Below are 16,218 nucleotides of genomic sequence, written 5' to 3' on the forward strand. Positions count from 1 at the left end.
GGTCGGTAGAATCGACGGCATGAGCGAGCCGTCGATCTTCACGCGCATCCTGCAGGGGGACATCCCGGGCACGATCGTCGCCCAGACCGAGCGGGTGTTCGTGATCGAGGACATCAGTCCGCAGGCGCCCGTGCACCTCCTCGTCATCCCCAAGACGCAGGAGTACCGCGACGTTGCCGAGCTCGCCGCCGGCGACCCCGCCCTCCTCGCCGAGATGATCGCGACGGCCCAGCGGGTCGCCGACGAGCGCGCGGGCGGGCAGTTCCGACTGATCTTCAATACCGGCGCAGACGCGGGCCAGACCGTGTTCCACGTGCATGCGCACGTGCTCGCCGGCGAACTCCAGGAGAAGAGCCTCATTGGCCACTGACCCCACGGGCTCCGGCCCCTCCGCCGACGTCGTCACCGAGACCATCCACGCCGACGGCGTCGCGATGGTGCAGCTGCTCGGCCCGCAGGATCGACTCCTGCGCATGGTCGAGAGCGAGCACCCGGCGGTCGACGTGCATGTCCGCGGCAACGAGATCACCCTGCGCGGCGCACCCGCCGACGTGCGTGCGGCGCGCGCGCTCGTCGACGAGCTGCTGCAGATGACGCGCGGCGGGCACGACCTCGGCCCCGCCGATGTCGCCACGTCCAACCGCATCCTCGAGCAGGGCGGTCCGCGCCCGAGCGAGGTCCTCGGCGAGGCCATCCTCTCGACCCGAGGCAAGGTCATCCGCCCGAAGACGCTCGGCCAGAAGCAGTACGTCGACGCGATCGACGAGAACACCATCGTGTTCGGCATCGGCCCCGCCGGCACCGGCAAGACCTACCTCGCGATGGCGAAGGCCGTGCAGGCGCTGCAGCGCCGCGAGGTGAACCGCATCATCCTCACGCGCCCGGCCGTCGAGGCGGGGGAGCGGCTCGGCTTCCTCCCCGGCACGCTGACGGACAAGATCGACCCGTACCTGCGCCCGCTGTACGACGCGCTCAACGAGATGATGGACCCCGAGCTGGTCCCCAAGCTCATGGCGAGCGGCACGATCGAGGTCGCCCCGCTGGCCTACATGCGCGGCCGCACGCTGAACGACTCCTTCGTCGTGCTCGACGAGGCGCAGAACACCACGCCCGAGCAGATGAAGATGTTCCTCACGCGCCTGGGCTTCGGCACGCGGATGGTCGTGACCGGCGACATCACGCAGGTGGACCTGCCGGGCGGCACGTCGGGCCTGCGCCTCGTCACGCGCATCCTCGATCACGTCGACGACATCCACTTCGCACGCCTGACGAGCGACGACGTCGTGCGGCACACGCTCGTCGGACGCATCGTCGACGCGTACAGCGAGTACGACGAGAAGCGCGCGGCCCACCGGGCGGAGCTCGACGAGGCCCGCGAGTTCGTCAACCGCGCCGAGCGCCGCGGTGCCACGCGCACCGGCGGCCCGCGCGACCACAAGCCCAAGCGAGGGATCCGATGATCGACATCAACAACGAGTCCGCCATCGAGATCGACGAGAGCGTGCTGCTGCGCCTGACGCAGCACAACCTCGCGCAGCTCCATGTGAGCCCCGACGCCGAGGTGGCGATCGTGCTCGTCGACGAGGGCGCGATGGAGGCGCTCCACGTGCAGTGGATGGACGAGCCGGGCCCGACGGATGTGCTGAGCTTCCCGATGGACGAGCTGCGCCCCGGCACCGACGACATGCCCACGCCCGCCGGCCTCCTCGGCGACATCGTGCTGTGCCCGCAGGTCGCCGAGAGCCAGGCCGAGAAGGCCGGGCACCCCCTCATGGACGAGCTCATCCTGCTCACCACCCACGGACTGCTGCACCTCCTCGGCTACGACCACGCCGAGCCCGAGGAGCACCGGGTGATGTTCGGCCTGCAGGACCGCCTGATGGCGAGCTTCGCCGCCGAGGAACGCCGACGACCGCGCACATGATCCCCACGCTGCTGCTGATCGGCGCCGTCGTCTTCGTCGCGATCGGGGGGCTCATGTCGGCACTCGATGCCGCACTGTCGGTCAGCTCGCGCGCGGACCTCGTCGACCTCGCCACCGAGGGGCGCAGCGCGCGTTCGCTCGCGCACCTCGCCGACGATCCCGACAGCCACGCCAACGCGATCGGCTTCCTCCGCGTGCTCGCCGAGACCGGTGCGGCCGTTCTCGCGACCGTGGCGTTCACCGTGCTCTTCGAGAGCGTGTGGTGGGCGGTGCTCGCCACCGTCGTGGTGATGACGGGGCTGTCGTTCGTGGCGGTGGCCTCGAGCCCCCGGTCCGCCGGGCGTCGTCACGCGCCGGCCCTGCTGCGCTGGTTCGCGCCGCTCGTCCGCGGCATCCGCATCGTGCTCGGCCCGCTCGTGCGCGCCCTCGTCGTCGTCGGAAACGCCATCACCCCCGGCGCCGGGCGCCGCAGCTTCGAGTCGGAGGACCAGCTGCTGAGCATGGTCGACGAGGCCGCCTCGAACGACCTCATCGAGGCCGACGACCGCGACCTCATCCACTCGGTGTTCGACTTCACCGACCAGGTCGTGCGCGTGGTGATGGTGCCGCGCACCGAGATGGTGACGGTGGAGGCCGACGCGACCGCCCGCGAGGCGATGACGATCTTCCTGCAGCGGGGGATGTCGCGGCTGCCGGTCGTCGACGACGAGATCGACGATGTCGTCGGCGTGCTGTACCTCAAGGACCTCGTGCTGCACGCGTTCCGCGAGGGCGCCACCTGGACCGACGGCGCCACCGCCCGCGCGCTCGCGCGCCCCGCGGTGTTCGTGCCCGAGCAGATGCGCGCGGAGACGCTGCTGCAGCAGATGAAGCGCGACGCGGTGCACGTGTGCATCGTCGTCGACGAGTACGGCGGGGTCGCCGGCCTCGTCACGCTCGAGGACCTCATCGAGGAGCTCGTTGGCGACATCTCCGACGAGTACGACACGCCCTCGAAGGAGATCGTCGAGCTGGCGGATGGCACCTTCCGCGTGAGCGCGAGCCTCGGCCTCGACGAGGTGGCCGAGCTCTTCGGCATCACCCTCGAGGACGAAGACGTCGACTCCATCGGCGGTCTCCTCGGCAAGCAGCTGGGCCGCGTCCCGCAGCCGGGCGACACCGTCGAGGTCGAGGGGCTCGTGCTCACGGGTGGGACGTCCCGCGGCCGCGGGCGGGGGATCGCGACGGTCTTCGTCGACCGCGGCGCGGCGCTGCGGACCGTGGACGAGGTGCGGGGGCGTCAGCCGCGCACCGAGGACATCCTGCTGCCGACGACCGGCGAGGTCGCCGTCGACGGCCGGAGGAGCGGCGGCAGGAAGCCGACCGCGAAGAGGAACGGCGCGCGCCTCGGCGACGACGCCGCGAGGAAGGACGAGCACGATGACTGAATCCCCCGAGAGCCGCAGCGGCTTCGTGACCTTCGTGGGGCGGCCGAACGTGGGCAAGTCGACGCTCATGAACGCGCTCGTCGGCGAGAAGGTCGCGATCACCAGCGAGAAGCCGCAGACGACGCGGCGCGCGATCCGCGGCATCCTCAACCGACCGGGCGGCCAGTTGATCGTCGTCGACACCCCCGGCATCCACCGCCCCCGCACGCTCCTCGGGCAGCGCCTCAACGACCTCGTCGAGTCCGTGCTCGGCGACGTCGACGTCATCGCGTTCTGCGTGCCGGCCGGCGAGAAGGTCGGCCCGGGCGATCGCCGCATCGCGGAGTCGCTCGACGGCTACGGACGCGCGAAGAAGGTCGCGATCGTCACGAAGACCGACGCGTCCTCGCACGACGAGATCATGGAGCGCCTGCTCGAGGTCGACGCCCTGCGCGAGGACTGGGCCGCGGTCATCCCGCTCTCGTCGGTCACGGGCGAGCGCCTCGACGTGCTCACCGACGAGCTGCTCGCGCTCATGCCGGAGGGGCCCGCGCTCTACCCGGACGACGTCGTCACTGACGAGTCGCTCGAGGACCGCGTCGCGGAGATCATCCGCGAGGCCGCGCTCGAGGGCGTCCGCGACGAGCTGCCGCACTCCATCGCCGTGACCATCTCCGACATGGCTCCGCGCGAGGACAACCCCGAGCTCACCGACATCTGGGCCGACCTCGTCGTCGAGCGCGACAGCCAGAAGGCGATCATCATCGGCCACAAGGGGTCGCGGCTGCGCGACGTCGGCTCCCGCGCCCGTGCGCAGCTGGAGCCGCTCGTCGGCACCCGCATCTACCTCTCCCTGCACGTGCGCGTGGCGAAGGAGTGGCAGCGCGACCCGAAGCAGCTGCGCCGCCTCGGCTTCTGAGCATCCTGCGTCGTCGGCTGATGGGGATATTCGCATCGTGCGTGATTCAGCACGGATGAGCGGGGCTGAGACCGCGCATTCTGCGTGCTACCGTAGAGACATGCGCTGTGGCGGTCTGCTTCTTCTTAGCTGCCGCGACGAGACCTCGATCTAGGGCCACTCGTCGCGGAGCTCTTCGACGGCCCGATCTCGTTCGCAGACCCGGAAGAAGCACCCCATGAAGAACAACCAGAAGCCCAGCGCCCTGCCGGTCCACCGGTACCGCCCGTTCCACGAGCAGATCGTCGTCGACCTGCCCGACCGCACCTGGCCATCCCGCCGCATCGAGCAGGCGCCGCGCTGGTGCGCGGTCGACCTGCGCGACGGCAACCAGGCCCTCATCGACCCGATGAGTCCCGAGCGCAAGCGCGTCATGTTCGACCTGCTCGTGAAGATGGGCTACAAGGAGATCGAGGTCGGCTTCCCGTCGGCGAGCCAGACCGACTTCGACTTCGTGCGCCAGCTCATCGAAGAGGACCTGATCCCCGACGACGTCACCATCCAGGTGCTGACGCAGGCGCGCGAGCACCTCATCGCCCGCACGTACGAGGCGATCAAGGGCGCCAAGCAGGCGATCGTGCACCTGTACAACTCCACGAGCGTGCTGCAGCGCGAGGTCGTCTTCCGCACCGACAAGCAGGGCATCATCGACATCGCGCTCGAGGGCGCTCGCTGGTGCAAGCAGTACGAGCAGACCGTCCCCGAGACGACGGTCTACTACGAGTACTCGCCCGAGTCGTACACGGGCACCGAGCTCGAGTTTGCCGTCGAGATCTGCAACCAGGTGATGACGGTGCTCGTGCCGACGCCCGAGCGCAAGATCATCCTGAACCTGCCCGCGACGGTCGAGATGGCGACGCCCAACGTCTACGCCGACTCGATCGAGTGGATGAGCCGTCACCTCGACAACCGCGAGAACGTCATCCTGTCGCTGCACCCGCACAACGACCGCGGCACCGCCGTCGCGGCCGCCGAGCTGGGGTACCTGGCCGGCGCCGACCGCATCGAGGGGTGCCTCTTCGGCAACGGCGAGCGCACCGGCAACGTCGACCTCGTCGCGCTGGGCATCAACATGTTCACGCAGGGCATCGACCCGCAGATCGACTTCGGCGACATCGACCAGGTCAAGCGCACCGTCGAGTACTGCAACCAGCTGCCGGTGCCCGAGCGCAGCCCGTGGGCCGGCGACCTCGTGTTCACCGCGTTCAGCGGCTCGCACCAGGACGCCATCAAGAAGGGCTTCGAGGCGATGGAGGCGCGCGCGAAGGCGCAGGGCGTCACCGTCGACGAGGTCGAGTGGGCGGTGCCGTACCTGCCCGTCGACCCGAAGGACCTCGGTCGCTCGTACGAGGCCGTCATCCGCGTGAACTCGCAGTCGGGCAAGGGCGGCGTCGCGTACCTGCTGAAGGCCGACCACGCGATCGACCTGCCCCGCAAGCTGCAGATCGAGTTCTCCGGCGTCGTGCAGGCGAAGACCGACGCCGAGGGCGGCGAGGTCACCAGCGAGCAGATCTGGGAGATCTTCCAGGACGAGTACCTGCCCGCGCGCGTCGACGAGCAGCGCTGGGGGCGCTTCGAGCTGATCGGCACCCGCTCGAACCGCGACGCCGGTGGCGAGGGCACGCTGTCGGTCACCCTGCGCGACGGCGACGACACGGTCGAGGCATCCGCATCGGGCAACGGCCCGATCGCCGCGTTCCTCGAGATCGTGCGCGCACAGGGGATCGACATCACGCTCTACGACTACGTCGAGCACGCGATGAGCGCGTCCGCCGAGGCGCAGGCCGCCGCGTACGTCGAGCTGCAGGTCGACGGCGAGCGCCTGTGGGGCGTCGGCATCGACAGCGACATCTCCACGGCGTCGCTGAAGGCGATCGTTTCCGCCGTCAACCGCTCGATCCGCGCCCGCCAGTCGGAGCTCGTCGGCGTCTGACGCCCGTCCGGTTCCGCTGAGCCCCGGCCATCCCGAGCGGATGGCCGGGGCTCAGCCGTCTTCGTCGCGCGGCTTGGTGATGTCGTCGGGGAGGATGATCGCGCCGGTCTGCCCGAGGTCCGGCGCGGAAGGCAGGTCCGACGCGGAGACGATCGGGATCTCCCGCGTCTCCAGGGCGACGCGGCGTCGGTTGAGCCGCCGCTGCTCGGGGAGCGACAGGTCGAACACCACCGCGAGCACGCGGATCACGGTCGTGAGCGCGATGCCGAGCGCGGCGGCGGCGGCGATCGGCATGCCGAACGCGAACGACAGCGCGAGGGCGGTGTTGCCGACGACGGCCGCCACCGCGTAGAGCGAGCCGACATGCATGATCGCGACGGGGAGTCCCATCGCGATGTCGCGGACGACGCTGCCGCCGACCGCCGCGCACGCTCCGATGAAGATCGCCGGGATGATCGGGATGCCGTTCGCGAGGGCCTTCGCGGTGCCGAAGGCGCCGAACATCCCGATGACGACGGCGTCGAGCATGACGATCGCGCGGTTCAGCCGGTCGAAGATGCCCGCGAGCAGCATGCCCACGAGCGACGCGCCGACGGCGGTGACGAGGTACCAGTTGTTCTGGAGAGTGGCCGGCGTCGTGCCCAGGAGGATGTCGCGGATGATGCCGCCGCCCATCCCGATCATGGTGCCGATGATGGCCACGCCGAGGAAGTCCAGCCGTGCGCGGCCGCGGAAGCCCGACGCGAACAGTGCCCCCTGGATGCCGCCGAGCCCGACGGCGAGGAGATCGGCCCACAGGGGGATGACGAAGAGCGGCTCGGTCACGCGTCCATCCTCCCGCACAGGCTCGATAATCGAACGGTGCCCACCTATCGAGACGAAGCCGTCGTGCTGCGAACCCACAAGCTGGGCGAAGCCGACCGGATCGTCACGCTGCTGACGAAGCAGCACGGCCGCGTGCGCGCGGTCGCCAAGGGCGTGCGGCGCACGTCGTCGAAGTTCGGCGCCCGGCTCGAGCCGTTCATGGTCGTCGACGCGCAGTTCTACATCGGGCGCAACCTCGACATCGTGCAGCAGGCCGACTCGCTGGGCTCGTACGGCGCCGACATCGTCGCCGACTACGAGCGGTACACGGCCGCCAGCGCCATGGTCGAGGCGGCCGACCGCGTGAACGAAGCGGAGTCGACGTCCCAGCAGTTCTTCCTGCTCGTCGGTGCGCTGCGCGCGCTGTCGCGGGGCGAGCACGCCCCGCAGGCGATCATGGACTCCTATCTCCTGCGCGCCATGGCCCTGTCCGGATGGGCGCTCTCGTTCGAGGACTGCGCGCGCTGCGGGGCGCCCGGCCCGCACGACCGCTTCGTCGGACAGCTCGGCGGCAGCGTCTGCGAGGCGTGCGCGCCGGCCGGCAGCCCGCGGATCGGGCGCTCCGGTCTGTCGCTTCTCGCGGCCCTGCTGCAGGGCGACTGGGAGCGCGTCGATGCGACACCGAGTCGCGACCTCTCCGCCGCGTCCGGCCTCGTCGCCGCATACGCGCAGTTCCATCTCGAGCGGGCCATCCGCTCGTTCAGCCACGTCGAGAAGCACCGTTGACGACCCTGCGAGAGAGCCGATGACCCCGAAGCCCTACACTCACCGCGACGCGGTGCCGTACAAGCCCCTCGACTGGACGGGTCTCACGCCGCCGCGGTTCGCGGGGCCGGTGCCCGAGCACGTCGCGATCGTGATGGACGGCAACGGGCGCTGGGCGAACCGGCAGGGGCTGCCGCGCGTCGAGGGGCACCGCCAGGGGATCGAGCAGCTGCTGGATGTCGTCGCGGGCGCCGTGCAGGCGGGCGTGAAGCACCTCTCGGTGTACGCGTTCTCGACGGAGAACTGGAAGCGCTCGCCCGAGGAGGTGCGCTTCCTCATGAACTTCAGCCGCATCGTGCTGCACCGCTACCGCGACCAGCTCAACGAGTGGGATGTCCGCATCCGCTGGGCGGGGCGGAAGCCGCGGCTGTGGGGCTCGGTCATCAAGGACCTGCAGGAGGCGGAGAAGCTCACCGCCGGCAACCGCACGATGACCTTCACGATGTGCGTGAACTACGGCGGGCGCTACGAGATCGTCGACGCGGTGCGCGAGCTCGCCGAGGAGGTGAAGGCAGGGCGGCTGAAGCCCTCCGCCATCACCGAGAAGGCGATCGCGAAGCGGCTGTACGTGCCCGACATGCCGGATGTCGACCTGTTCATCCGCTCGAGCGGCGAGCAGCGCACGTCGAACTTCATGCTGTGGGAGGCCGCGTACGCCGAGATGGTGTTCCTCGATCGCCTCTGGCCGGACTTCACCCGGGCCGACCTGTGGGAGGCCATCCGCATCTTCCACAGCCGCGACCGACGCTACGGGGGAGCGGTCGACACTCCGACCGTCTGACGGGAATGGGATGCCCGTCGCCGCCGTTGCAGACGATGTGACGGATGCGATCAAGATCGACGTGTGGAGCGATATCGCCTGCCCCTGGTGCTACATCGGCAAGCGGAATCTCGAATCGGGGCTGGCTGAGGTGGCCGGAGACGACGACGCGCCGCGCGTCGAGGTGACCTACCACTCGTTCGAGCTGGCGCCCGATACGCCCGTCGACTTCGACGGCAGCGAGCTGGACTTCCTCGCCGGACACAAGGGGATGGCTGCGGAGCAGGTCGAGCAGATGCTCGCGCGGGTGACCGAGGTCGCCGCAGGGGCGGGACTCGAGTACCGCTTCGACATCCTCAAGCACACCAACACCGTGAAGGCGCACGAGCTCATCCACCACGCGAAGGCGCAGGGCCGTCAGCTCGAGATGACCGAGCGCCTGCTGCAGGCCTACTTCACCGAGGGCCGCCACGTGGGGCGCGTCGACGACCTCGTCGACCTCGCCGCCGAGGTGGGTCTCGACGCGGATGGCGCGCGCGAGGCTCTCGAGAGCGACCGGCACGTCGTGGACGTGCGTCGCGACCAGGAGCAGGCGCGCGCGTACGGCATCAACGGCGTGCCGTTCTTCGTCATCGATGGTCGCTACGGCGTGAGTGGCGCGCAGCCGCCCGAGGCGTTCGCGCAGGTGGCTCGCCAGGTGTGGGCTGAGCACCGGTCCGCCGCGGGCGACGCGGCCTGAGTCAGCGCGGGAGCGCGGCCTCGATCGCCCCGACGATGTCGGCGGAGTCCGGCTTCACCGGCGGGCGGAACCGGCGCACCTCGCCCGAGGGCAGCACGAGGAACTTCTCGAAGTTCCAGGCGATCGGCCCGGACAGCCCGACGCCGTCCTTGGTCTTCTTGAGCGCCTTGTAGAGCGGGACGGTGCGGGAGCCGTTGACCTCGACCTTGTCGGCGATCGGGAAGCTCACGCCCCACGTCGTCGCGCAGTAGTCGAGGATCTCCTCCATCGATCCCGGCTCCTGTCCGAGGAACTGGTTGCAGGGGAAGCCGATGACCGTCAGGCCCCGCTCGCCGTACGTGCGCTGCAGCTCCTCGAGCTGCTCGTACTGGGGCGCGAGGCCGCACTTCGAGGCGACGTTCACGACGAGGAACACGTGGTCGTCGCCGTAGTCGGCGAGGGTCCGCTCGACGCCCTCGGCGTCGTGGAAGGGGATGCTGCGGACGTCGGGGAGGTCGCTCATGCGCTCAGCCTACGGCGGCCATCCACACTCGGTATCGTCCCTGCCGTCGTCTGGGAGAATCGATAGGTGACCACCGTCCTGAACCCTCAGCGCACTCTGCGCATCGGCGCCCTCGACATCGGCGTGCCCGTCGTGCTCGCGCCGATGGCCGGCATCACCAACACCGCCTTCCGGCGTCTCTGCCGCGAGTACGGCGGCGGCCTCTACGTGAGCGAGATGATCACCTCGCGCGCGCTCGTCGAGCGCAACGCCGCCACGATGCGCCTCATCCGCCACCACGAGTCCGAGTCGCCGCGGTCGATCCAGCTCTACGGCGTCGACCCCGAGACCATCGCCGCCGCGGCCCGCATCATCGCCGAGGAGGACCGGGCCGACCACATCGACCTCAACTTCGGCTGCCCCGTGCCGAAGGTGACCCGCAAGGGCGGCGGCTCCGCCCTGCCGTGGAAGCTCGGGCTCTTCCGGGACATCGTCGAGCAGGCCGTCGAGGCGGCCGGCCACATCCCGCTCACGGTGAAGATGCGGAAGGGCATCGACGCCGACCACCTCACGTACCTCGACGCGGGCCGGATCGCGGAGGACGCGGGAGCGGCCGCCGTCGCGCTGCACGCGCGGACCGCCTCCGAGTTCTATTCGGGGCAGGCGGACTGGTCAGCGATCGCGAAGCTCAAGGAGGCCGTGACGAGCATCCCCGTGCTCGGCAATGGCGACATCTGGTCGGCGGACGACGCGCTGCGGATGATGGACGAGACCGGGTGCGACGGCGTCGTCGTCGGGCGCGGGTGCCTCGGGCGACCGTGGCTGTTTGGCGACCTCGCCGCCGCCTTCGGTGCAGAGGGTGTGGAAGTGGACGCCACCCTCGGCTTCGTCGCGCAGGCGTTCCGCCGGCATGCCGAGCTGCTCGTGGAGTTCTTCGACGACGAGGACCGCGGCTGCCGCGACATCCGCAAGCACGTCGCCTGGTACTTCAAGGGCTACCCCGTGGGCGGCGACCTGCGCGCGCGTCTCGCGACGGCGTCGAGCCTGGCCGAGATCGACGACCTTCTCGGCGAGCTGGACCACGACGCCCCGTACCCGGGCGCCGCGGCCGAGGGTCAGCGCGGACGCGCGGGCACGCCCAAGCGTCCGGTCCTGCCCGAGGGATGGCTGGACTCGCGCGATCTGGGCGAGGCCGACAGCTGCGAGCTGCGCGACGCGGAGCTGGACACCAGTGGGGGCTGAGCACATCGTCGTTCCGCGTCCGGCCGGGTACACCGACGCCGACGCCGAGCGCTTCCATCACGAGAATCACCGCTCGCATCGGGATGACTTCGCCCGCGACCGTGCGCGCGTCCTCCACTCGGCGGCACTGCGTCAGCTCGCCGCGAAGACGCAGGTGCTGAGCCCGGCCAGCCCCGCGGACTTCGCCCGCAACCGCCTCACGCACTCCCTCGAGGTCGCGCAGGTCGGCCGCGAGCTCGGCACCGCCCTCGGTCTCGCCGAGGACGTCGTCGACGCGGCGTGCCTCAGCCACGACCTGGGCCATCCGCCCTTCGGGCACAACGGCGAGAAGGCCCTCAACGAGTGGGCGGCAGGCATCGGCGGGTTCGAGGGCAACGCGCAGAGCCTGCGCATCCTCACGCGCCTCGAGGCGAAGGTGCTCGACGACGAGCGCTCGCACGGGCTGAACCTCACCCGCGCGACGCTCGACGCCGCCTGCAAGTACCCGTGGACGGTCGCCGACCCCGTGCTCGATCCGGGCGGCCGGCTGAAGTTCGGCGTGTACCCCGAGGACGAGGACGTGTTCCGGTGGCTGCGCCAGGGCGCGCCCGACAAGGAGCGCTGCATCGAGGCGGAGGTCATGGACCTCTCCGACGACATCGCGTACTCCGTCCACGACTTCGAGGACGCCGTCGTCAACGGCTACCTCGATCTCGAGCACGTCAGCGATCCGCTCGCGCACCATCCGCTCATCGGCCGCGTGCAGGAGTGGGTGGGCTATGACTACCCGCGCGACGAGCTCGCCGAGGGGCTCTACCGTCTCACCCGGCTGCCGATGTGGATGCGCACGTTCGATCGCTCGCGCGGCGACCTCGCGCGCCTGAAGAACCTCACGAGCGACCTCATCGGCCGGTTCGCCCGCGCGGCGGTCGACGCCACGCGGGCCGCCTATCCCGCCGCGTCGCTGACGCGCTACAACGGCCACGTCGTCGTGCCGCGCGAGGTCGAGGTCGAGATCGCGGTGCTCAAGGGCCTGATGGGCGCGACGATCGTCACGATCGACGAGCGCCGCAACATCTACGCCGAGCAGCGGCGTGTGCTCAAGCGCGTCGCCGACGCGCTGGTGTCGACGGATGCCCTCTGGTCGACAGGCGCGGACGCGCTCGAGCCGGCGTTCGCGGCGGACTTCCTCGCCGCCGACACCGACGCCGCCCGCACCCGGGTGGTCGTCGACCAGGTCGCCTCGCTCACCGACCAGACCGCGGTCGCCTGGCACAGCCGGCTCGTCGGCGAGGTGGACCCGGCGCAGGTGGGGATCTGGGCTCCGCGCCCCGGACGCCGTGACGGAGCGTCGAAGGCCGCGCGCACCTCGCAGGTGGCCTGATGCCGCGCATCCGGCAGGCCGACGTCGACGAGGTGAAGGCGCGGACCAACATCGCCGACATCGTCGGCGAGCGGGTGGCGCTGAAGTCGGCCGGCGTCGGGTCGATGAAGGGGCTCTGCCCGTTCCACGATGAGAAGAGCCCGAGCTTCCACGTGCGGCCGCAGGTGGGCTTCTACCACTGCTTCGGCTGCGGCGAGTCGGGCGACGTCTACACGTTCCTGCGCGAGATGGACCACGTCTCGTTCACGGAGGCCGTGGAGAAGCTCGCCGGGCGCATCGGCTACACCCTCCACTACGAGGATGGCGGCCCCGCGCCCGAGACGAGCGGTCGCGCGCGTCTGTTCGCGGCAAACGCCGCCGCCGGCGAATACTTCCGCTCGCAGCTCGTCTCGCCCGAGGCGGAGGCCGCACGCCGCTTCCTGGGCGAGCGAGGGTTCGATGCCGGAGCGGCCGCGCACTTCGGCGTGGGCTATGCGCCGAAGGGGTGGGACCACCTGCTGAACGCCCTGACGGCGAAGGGCTTCACTCGCGAGGAGCTCACGACGGCGGGCCTCGTGTCGACGAACCAGCGCGGCGGGATCTACGACCGCTTCCGCGGCCGCGTGATGTGGCCCATCCGCGATGTGACCGGGCAGACCGTCGGCTTCGGCGCGCGCAAGCTCTACGACGACGATCAGGGCCCGAAGTACCTCAACACCCCCGAGACGCCGATCTACAAGAAGTCGCAGGTGCTGTACGGTCTCGACCTCGCCAAGCGCGACATCTCCCGCGGCGATCCGCGCCGCGTGGTCGTCGTCGAGGGCTACACCGACGTCATGGCCTGCCACCTCGCCGGCGTGACCACCGCGATCGCCACGTGCGGCACGGCCTTCGGCAGCGAGCACGTGACGGTGCTCCGCCGCGTGATGGGCGACTCCTCGGCGTCCGGCGAGGTCGTCTTCACGTTCGACGGCGACGCCGCGGGGCAGAAGGCGGCCATCCGCGCGTTCACCGACGCGAAGAGCTTCAACGCGCAGACCTTCGTCGCGGTGGCGCCCGATGGGCTCGACCCCTGCGACCTGCGGCTGCAGCGCGGCGACGGCGCCGTGCGGACGCTCGTCGACCACAAGGTGCCGATGTTCGAGTTCGTCATCGACCGCGCGGTCTCCCGCTTCGACCTCGGCACGGTCGAGGGGCGCGTCGGGGCGCTGCGGTCTGCGGCGCCGATCGTCGCCGAGATCCGCGACCGGCTGCTGCGCCCCGGGTACGAGCGGGTGCTCGCGCGCCGGCTCGGCATGGACCCGACCGAGGTGCACGGGGAGGTCGAGCGCGTCGCGCGCCAGGGCGGAGCCGATCAGCGTCGCCCCGAAGCGCGCACCGAGGCATCGGACGGGCAGCCGGCCCCGGCCATCCGCGTCTCTCTCGCGACCCTGCCGCGCGGCACGGACACGGCCATCGAGCGCGACGCGCTCACCGGCATCCTGCAGTACGGGCATCGCGTGGAGCCGGACCTGCTGCACCGCGCGCTGTCGCTGCCGTTCCGCACGCCCGCGCTCGAGGCCGTGCGCGTCGCGGTCGAGGCCGTCGACCGGTCGAAGATCGGATGGTCGGTGGCCGCGGTCGAGATGGTGCGGGAGCCGTACCGGTCGCTCGCGGCCGAGCTCATCACGCGCGACTTCCCGGCCGTCAACGAGGAGCGTGCGGTCGTCTCGGTGAACGACCTCTGCCGGCGCATCGTGCTGCGGGCGATCGACGCGGAGAAGAACGAGCTGCTCGGCGCCGTGCAGCGTGTGGCGCCGGCCTCCGAGGAGGGGCGCGCGGTGCGGATGCGCCTGCGCGACCTCGACATCGACCGGCGCCAGCTGCTCGACGAAGCCTGACCGGCAAGGCAGGATGGGAGGATGCGCGTACCCGACGACACCGAGAACGCCATCCGCTGCGACGATCTGAGCGTCGCGCGCTCGGGGAAGGGGCACGCCATCCGCGCGGTCGACGGCGTGACCGCGACGCTGCCGGTCGGGAGCACGCTGTGCATCGCCGGGCCCACGGGATCGGGCAAGTCGAGTCTGGCGTCGGTGCTCGCCGGCACGCGGGATCGCTCCATCACGGTCAGCGGCGGTGACGCGTTCGTCACGGGCATCTCCGTGCGCCATCCGGGTCGCGCACATCGTGTGCTCACCTACCGCTCGGGCTATGTGCCGCAGGGCGGCGGCTCGGGTCTGCCCTCGCGCCTCACCGTGTCGGAGGTCATCACCGAGCCGATCACCTCGCGCGATCGGCGGGTCAATCAGCGCGCGCTCGCCGTCCGCGTCGCCGCGCTGCTCGACGAGATGCACCTGCCGCTCGGGGCGGCGTCGAAGTTCCCCTACGAGCTGAGCGCCGGCATGCGGCAGCGCGTCGCATTCGCGCGGGCGCTCGTCCTCGACCCGCGCGTGCTCATCGCGGACGAGCCGATGGCGAACATCGGTCTCGAGGTGCGTCACGTCATCTTCGATGCCATCCGCCGGCGGCAGCAGGAGTGGGGGATGGCCGCCCTTCTCGTCACGAACGATCCGGATCTCGCGCGCGAGCTGTCGGCGGACCGGCTGATCCTGCGCTCGGGGCACGTCGTCGCGGCCGGGGACTCGCAGCACCTGGAGTGGACGCCCGGCACGAAGAGCACCGAGACGCTCCTCGTCGCGTGACGACACGCCCGCGTGCGCGGCTCGGTTTGGCGTCTGCCCGCGCGGGTTTGCTAAGCTAGGGGAGTTGCCCCGGAGACGGGGCAGAGGAGTGATCCTCGGTAGCTCAATTGGCAGAGCAGCCGGCTGTTAACCGGCAGGTTCTTGGTTCGAGTCCAAGCCGGGGAGCGTGTGAAGGGCCCGTCCATCGGACGGGCCCTTTCCCTTTGCCCGATGCGGGGCGCAGGCTTCGGGTCGTCAGGGTCGGTGGTGCGCTTCTCGCGTTATCGCCCGCCTATCGGCGAGTTCGGCACCACCGAAGCGCGGGTCCTCGGATTCGGTGGTGCGCTTCTCGTGTTATTGCCCGTCATTGGGCGAGTTCGGCACCACCGAAGTTGGGGCCCTCGCGTTCGGTGGTGCGTTTCTCGCGTTATCGCCCGTCATGGGGCGAGTTCGGCACCACCGAAGTTCGAGCGCTCGGGTTCGGTGGTGCGCTTCTCGCGTTATCGCCCGTCATTGGGCGAGTTCGGCACCACCGAAGTTCGAGCGCTCGGGTTCGGTGGTGCGCTTCTCGTGTTATCGCCCGTCATTGGGCGAGTTGGGCACCACCGAAGTTGGGGCCCTCCGGTTCAGTGGTGCGTTTCTCGCGTCAAGAGCCCGGGAAGCGATGTCCCGATGTCACCGCCCGCCGGGCGGGCCGATCAGCAGGAGCGCGGTGAACACCACCGCGACCGCCAGCACGGCGCCGATGCCGGAGCGCACCGGGTGGCGCAGCACCGCCCGCAGCGCGCGGTCGTGCCAGGTCGCGTCCCGCGGGTCCGTGCCGGCCGATGTGCGCCAGTCGCCCTCGAGCGCTCCCGACCGCTGCAGCCTGACCTCCGCGGGAACGCTCGCGTAGGGGATCACAGCGCTGAGCAGCGCGACCGCGAACCGGCCGACCCCCCAGCGCTGATTCATCGCGACGAGGATGACGACCGCTCCGTAGGAGAGGAAGACGAAGCCGTGCACGGCCCCGCCGATCGACACGCCCCTCGGCTCGCCGGTCATCGCTCGCAGCACGATCCCTCCGATCAGGAGAGTCCACGAGATCGCCTCGGCGATCGCAAGCGTGCGGAACAGGGCTGCAGGGCGTCGGAACACGGCT

The 16,218-nt window shown here is 70.5% G+C and carries 16 protein-coding genes and 1 tRNA gene; 14 read left to right on the forward strand and 3 right to left on the reverse strand.

Features of this window, described 5'->3' with window-relative positions:
- Positions 1-19 precede the first annotated feature (19 nt).
- From D7D94_RS03350 to leuA, 6 genes are all read left to right on the forward strand, one after another.
- Entirely contained in the window at positions 20-370 is a 351-nt protein-coding gene (locus D7D94_RS03350; protein WP_156241210.1) for an HIT domain-containing protein, read from the forward strand.
- Between the two features lie 64 nt (positions 371-434).
- Complete coding sequence (locus D7D94_RS03355; protein ID WP_246171912.1) at positions 435-1,460, forward strand: PhoH family protein; 1,026 nt, start codon at positions 435-437, stop codon at positions 1,458-1,460.
- Positions 1,457-1,924 (forward strand): rRNA maturation RNase YbeY, encoded by a 468-nt coding sequence (gene ybeY / locus D7D94_RS03360; RefSeq protein ID WP_156241212.1) that lies wholly within the window; start codon positions 1,457-1,459, stop codon positions 1,922-1,924. The genes D7D94_RS03355 and ybeY overlap by 4 nt, the downstream gene beginning before the upstream one ends.
- Positions 1,921-3,351, forward strand: coding sequence for a hemolysin family protein (locus tag D7D94_RS03365; RefSeq protein WP_156241213.1), 1,431 nt, complete (start codon positions 1,921-1,923; stop codon positions 3,349-3,351). Before ybeY ends, D7D94_RS03365 begins: the two co-directional genes overlap by 4 nt.
- A complete protein-coding gene (gene era, locus D7D94_RS03370; protein WP_156241214.1) occupies positions 3,344-4,249 on the forward strand; it encodes a GTPase Era in 906 nt (301 codons plus the stop codon). Before D7D94_RS03365 ends, era begins: the two co-directional genes overlap by 8 nt.
- 217 nt (positions 4,250-4,466) lie before the next feature.
- Complete coding sequence (gene leuA / locus D7D94_RS03375; protein WP_156241215.1) at positions 4,467-6,221, forward strand: 2-isopropylmalate synthase; 1,755 nt, start codon at positions 4,467-4,469, stop codon at positions 6,219-6,221.
- A 51-nt stretch (positions 6,222-6,272) separates the two neighbouring features.
- Here leuA and D7D94_RS03380 read toward each other — a convergent pair whose 3' ends face one another.
- Positions 6,273-7,046, reverse strand: coding sequence for a trimeric intracellular cation channel family protein (locus D7D94_RS03380; RefSeq protein WP_156241216.1), 774 nt, complete (start codon positions 7,044-7,046; stop codon positions 6,273-6,275).
- 36 nt (positions 7,047-7,082) lie between these two features.
- Here D7D94_RS03380 and recO point away from each other — a divergent pair, with 36 nt between their 5' ends.
- From recO to D7D94_RS03395, 3 genes are read left to right on the forward strand one after another with little or no spacing between them, the layout of a single operon-like run.
- The gene (gene recO / locus D7D94_RS03385) at positions 7,083-7,811 is read left to right on the forward strand and encodes a DNA repair protein RecO (RefSeq protein WP_156241217.1); all 729 of its coding nucleotides are present in this window, start codon (positions 7,083-7,085) and stop codon (positions 7,809-7,811) included.
- Positions 7,812-7,830: 19 nt separating this feature from the next.
- Entirely contained in the window at positions 7,831-8,631 is an 801-nt protein-coding gene (locus D7D94_RS03390) for an isoprenyl transferase (RefSeq protein WP_156241218.1), read from the forward strand.
- 37 nt (positions 8,632-8,668) lie between these two features.
- Positions 8,669-9,349, forward strand: a complete 681-nt coding sequence (locus tag D7D94_RS03395; protein WP_156243300.1) for a DsbA family oxidoreductase — start codon at positions 8,669-8,671, stop codon at positions 9,347-9,349.
- A gap of 1 nt (position 9,350) precedes the next feature.
- Here the strand turns inward: D7D94_RS03395 and D7D94_RS03400 are convergent, their stop codons facing one another.
- Positions 9,351-9,851, reverse strand: a complete 501-nt coding sequence (locus D7D94_RS03400) for a glutathione peroxidase (RefSeq protein WP_156241219.1) — start codon at positions 9,849-9,851, stop codon at positions 9,351-9,353.
- Between the two features lie 66 nt (positions 9,852-9,917).
- Between D7D94_RS03400 and dusB the strand changes: the two genes are divergently transcribed.
- From dusB to D7D94_RS03425, 5 genes are all read left to right on the forward strand, one after another.
- A complete protein-coding gene (gene dusB / locus D7D94_RS03405; RefSeq protein ID WP_156241220.1) occupies positions 9,918-11,072 on the forward strand; it encodes a tRNA dihydrouridine synthase DusB in 1,155 nt (384 codons plus the stop codon).
- A complete protein-coding gene (locus D7D94_RS03410; RefSeq protein WP_156241221.1) occupies positions 11,062-12,435 on the forward strand; it encodes a deoxyguanosinetriphosphate triphosphohydrolase in 1,374 nt (457 codons plus the stop codon). The genes dusB and D7D94_RS03410 overlap by 11 nt, the downstream gene beginning before the upstream one ends.
- Positions 12,435-14,294, forward strand: a complete 1,860-nt coding sequence (gene dnaG, locus D7D94_RS03415; RefSeq protein ID WP_156241222.1) for a DNA primase — start codon at positions 12,435-12,437, stop codon at positions 14,292-14,294. Before D7D94_RS03410 ends, dnaG begins: the two co-directional genes overlap by 1 nt.
- 21 nt (positions 14,295-14,315) lie before the next feature.
- A complete protein-coding gene (locus D7D94_RS03420) occupies positions 14,316-15,098 on the forward strand; it encodes an ATP-binding cassette domain-containing protein (protein ID WP_156241223.1) in 783 nt (260 codons plus the stop codon).
- A gap of 92 nt (positions 15,099-15,190) precedes the next feature.
- A tRNA-Asn gene (locus tag D7D94_RS03425) sits at positions 15,191-15,263 on the forward strand.
- 489 nt (positions 15,264-15,752) lie between these two features.
- Here D7D94_RS03425 and D7D94_RS03430 read toward each other — a convergent pair.
- Entirely contained in the window at positions 15,753-16,214 is a 462-nt protein-coding gene (locus D7D94_RS03430) for a DUF3817 domain-containing protein (RefSeq protein ID WP_156241224.1), read from the reverse strand.
- Between the last annotated feature and the right edge of the window lie 4 nt (positions 16,215-16,218).

This window comes from Microbacterium oryzae, from assembly GCF_009735645.1.
Classification (GTDB): domain Bacteria; phylum Actinomycetota; class Actinomycetes; order Actinomycetales; family Microbacteriaceae; genus Microbacterium; species Microbacterium oryzae.